We start from the raw sequence: 4005 nt of genomic DNA, 5'->3' as shown, positions 1-4005 counted from the left end.
AAAGGGATAGCTGTCTTCCGATATCCGTAATCTTCTCTCCGGCAAAGCTTACGCCGCCCTGCTGCACATTTCTTCTGGCTTCTCCCTTGGATGGTGCCAAACCGCTCACAACCAAAAGGTTCAAAATGTCGATTCCCTCTGGATACTCTGCCTTCTTTAGGACGCACTTCGGGGTATTTGCAGAATTTCCGCCACCTGCAAATAAGGACTTGGCTGCTTCCTCCGCCTTCTTAGCTTCCTCCGCACCGTGTACCAGCTCTGTCAAATGGTAAGCCAGTATTTCCTTAGCTTTATTCAGCTCTGCCCCTTCCCAGGCATCCATCTTCTTGATTTCTTCCATAGGAATGAAGGTCAGGAGACGAAGACATTTTCCTACATCCGCATCATCCACATTTCGCCAATACTGGTAGAAGTCGTAGGGACTGGTCTTAGCCGCATCCAGCCAAACCGCACCGCTGGCGGTCTTTCCCATCTTCTTTCCTTCCTTATTGGTAAGCAGGGTGATGGTCATGGCATGGGCATCCTTTCCCAGCTTCTTACGAATCAGCTCTGTTCCTGCCAGCATATTGGACCACTGGTCATCTCCGCCGAACTCCATGTTACAGCCGTAGTCCTCGTAAAGACGATAGAAATCATAGCCCTGCATCAGCATATAAGAAAACTCGAAGAAGGAAAGTCCCTGAGAAAGACGGTTCACATAGCATCTGGCTCTCAGCATTTCATTTACGGAAAAATGAGGACCTACCTCTCGCAAGAACTCCATAAAGTTCATATCTCTAAGCCAGTCCGCATTGTTTACCATTAATGCCTTCCCCTCGGAGAAGTCAATGAAACGGCTCATCTGCTTCTTAAAGCAGGCACAGTTATGGTCAATCATTTCGGTGGTCATCATTTGCCGCATATCGGAACGACCAGAAGGATCTCCGATCATACCGGTTCCGCCTCCCACTAAGGCGATAGGCTTATTGCCTGCTGCCTGCAAACGCTTCATCAGGCACAGCGCCATAAAGTGCCCTACATGAAGGGAATCCGCAGTGGGGTCGAAGCCAATATAAAAGATTGCCTTTCCTTCATTGACCATTTTTCGGATTTCTTCTTCATTTGTAACCTGGGCAATCAATCCTCTCTCTTGTAATTCTTCGTAAACTCCCATACTGCTTCCTTCCTTTTCTCATCATTGACTGAGCAGGATCTGTCTTTCTTTCAAAAGAAAAATCCTGCCTGATTTTACATCTCTCTCACGGCGCGGGGGTATCTCGTTCTTAAGGAGTATCCCGGCAATAGTGCGGGTATATCACTTACTTTCATTCCCTCAAAAATCAAACTGCTCTTGCCGTGCTGTATTAATATTTAGTCTGCTGCTCGTACTCGTAGACATTGGAAATCAAACGAACCGTATCCTCCCAGCCGATACAGGGGTCAGTAATGGACTTTCCGAAGATATGTTCCTCCACCTTACAAGCCCCCTCGATCAGATAGGACTCCACCATCAAGCCCTTCACAAAGTTGGCAAGTTCCTGGGAGTACTTTCTGGAATGCATGATTTCCTGGGCAATACGAAGCTGCTCTCTATGTTGCTTTCCGGAATTACAGTGATTCGTATCCACCACTACCGCCGGATTCGCTAAATTTCTTTCTTCATACAGAGATTGCAGAAGCTTTAAGTCCTCATAGTGGTAGTTTTGCACCATTTCTCCATGCTTATTCTGCAAGCCTCGCATAATGGCATGGGTATAGGGATTTCCGGAGGACTTTACTTCCCATTCCCGGAAAATGAATTCATGGCCATGCTGTCCTGCATAGATGGAGTTTAACATTACCCCTAAGTCTCCTGAGGTGGGATTCTTCATGCCGCAGGGAACATCCACCCCGGAAGCCACCAAACGGTGCTGCTGGTTTTCTACGGAACGGGCTCCCACCGCAATGTAGGACAGCATATCGGACAGGTAGGACAGGTTATCCGGATAAAGCATCTCATCTGCGGTACTGAAGCCTGTTTCCTCCAAAACTCGCATGTGGAGCTTTCGAATGGCAAAAATCCCTTCAATCAGATTGGCACGCTTTTCCGGATCCGGCTGATGGAGCATACCCTTGTAGCCTTCTCCTGTGGTTCTCGGTTTATTGGTATAGATGCGGGGAACAATTAAAATCTTGTCCTCCACCTCTTTAGCAATTTCTTTAAGCTTGTGACAATACTCCAGTACAGGATCCTCATGGTCTGCGGAACAGGGCCCGATCACCAGCAAAAACTTGTGACTTTCTCCTGTAAAAATCGCCTTAATCTCCTCATCTCTTTTTGCTTTCTGAGCAATCAGCTCGGAAGACAACGGATACTGTTCCTTTACCTCCGATGCAGAGGGTAACTTATGAATGAATTCTAATCCCATACTTTCTCCTTTCTTTTCTGCTAAAGTATAAAGGAAGTTGAAAAAAAGTGCAAGAAAAGAGGATGCCGGTCGTAGGCATCCTCTTTAGGCTATAGCAAATGGAATAGCTATCTCTTTACAGGGCACTCTCCTTAAAATCTCCGATGCAGGCAAGACTTTTTACAGGGCATCCCCGATAACTTTCTTTAAGGTATCCGCAGAAGCCTGTAATGCTTCTTTCTCCTCCGGGCTTAATTCAATGGATACTACTCTTTCCACGCCCCCTCTTCCCACAATAGCAGGAACAGAAAGAGACACATCGTGAATGCCGTATTCTCCGTGCTGCATACTGGAAACCGGCAGGATGGATTTCTCATCTCGAATAATGGCTTCACAGATTCTGCGAACGGACATGGCAATACCGTAGTAGGTAGCCTTCTTCTTTTCAATAATTTCGTAGGCGCTGTTCTTTACATTTTCCGCAATGCGTCTCATGGACTCGTCATGCTCAATGTGCCCCCGAAGTTCGCAGAAATCGTTCAACGGAATACCGGATACATTGGCACTGCTCCATGCGGCAATCTCGCTGTCTCCGTGCTCTCCGATAATGAAGGCATGCACGGAACGGTTATCAATGGAAAGGTGCTCTCCCAGAAGATATTTCAGTCTTGCGGTGTCCAATACAGTTCCGGAGCCGAATACCCGATTCTCCGGGAAGCCGCTAAGCTTTACCGCCGCATAGGTTAAAATATCCACAGGATTGGCTACAATCAGAAGGATTCCTTCATAATTTCTCTTGGCAATCTCTGGAATAATGCTCTTGAAAATTCCTACATTCTTCTTCACCAGATCCAAACGGGTTTCTCCCGGCTTCTGTCCTGCTCCTGCCGTAATGACAAGAATGGAGCAATCCATAAGATCATCATAGTCTCCGGCATAAATCTTCATAGGCTTTGCAAAGGGAAGTCCGTGACTGATATCCAGTGCTTCTCCCTCCGCTTTTGCCCGGTCCGCATCATTTAAAACCATTTCGGAAAACAGTCCGCTTTGCATTAAGGCAAAGGCAGAGCTTGCTCCTACGAATCCGCAACCGATAACCCCTACTTTTCTCTCTTGAATATTCATTTTGCATCCTTTCCGGGAATTCTTCCCCCATTCCTTAAAAGCTTTGGACAAGAGTAGTATAGAATAATTCCTAGTGTTTTTCTAGGAGTTATTGCATTTTATACACACTTTCCCCTACTATTTCGACCATATTCAAAGTTTCTTTACTCCGTATTACTAGTCTTTCATCCTCTTAGCCCATAAAAGGGGCTGTAAAAATCAAAATAAGAAATAGATTTTCGGCAATATTGCTTAGAAAACTGTTTTAATTTTTTTACAGCCCCTTTTACCGAAGCTCCTCCTCTTCCAAGATTCTTCGTTTCTTTTCCAGATACTCCGGAAAACGCTCCAGATAAGAATGCATGTCCTTTCCATTGTCCGTTCTTTCGATTCGGCCTTTCGGAAAGAGAATCTTACTGGAAGCCCCTGCCCCGATTCCTAAGACACTGTGCTTTTCTTCCATCATAAAAATGTTGTAAAGGCACTCCTTCCCTTCCTTAGCAAAGCCGATATTTTCCAGATTTCCCGCCATGTT

Annotated in this window: 3 protein-coding genes and 1 pseudogene; all 4 read right to left on the bottom strand. The window is 45.9% G+C overall.

Translation table 11 applies throughout. The annotated features are described in order from the left end of the window. Positions 1–1153, bottom strand: a 1153-nt coding sequence (gene tyrS / locus ACO4PX_RS09060) for a tyrosine--tRNA ligase (protein ID WP_485572340.1), incomplete at its 3' end; no start/stop codon positions are given. Positions 1154–1343: 190 nt separating this feature from the next. Next, positions 1344–2387 carry a 3-deoxy-7-phosphoheptulonate synthase gene (locus tag ACO4PX_RS09055; protein WP_007156685.1) on the bottom strand — a complete coding sequence of 348 codons (1044 nt, stop codon included), beginning with the start codon at positions 2385–2387 and terminating at the stop codon, positions 1344–1346. 159 nt (positions 2388–2546) lie between these two features. After that, positions 2547–3491, bottom strand: coding sequence for an L-lactate dehydrogenase (locus ACO4PX_RS09050; protein ID WP_007156686.1), 945 nt, complete (start codon positions 3489–3491; stop codon positions 2547–2549). A 265-nt stretch (positions 3492–3756) separates the two neighbouring features. Further along, positions 3757–4005 (bottom strand): annotated as a pseudogene (locus ACO4PX_RS09045) (coproporphyrinogen dehydrogenase HemZ); the annotation flags it as partial.

It is taken from the genome of Oribacterium sp. (assembly GCF_057249185.1).
Note: the sequence above shows the minus strand (reverse complement) of the source record. Positions and strands in the feature narration are given on the sequence as shown.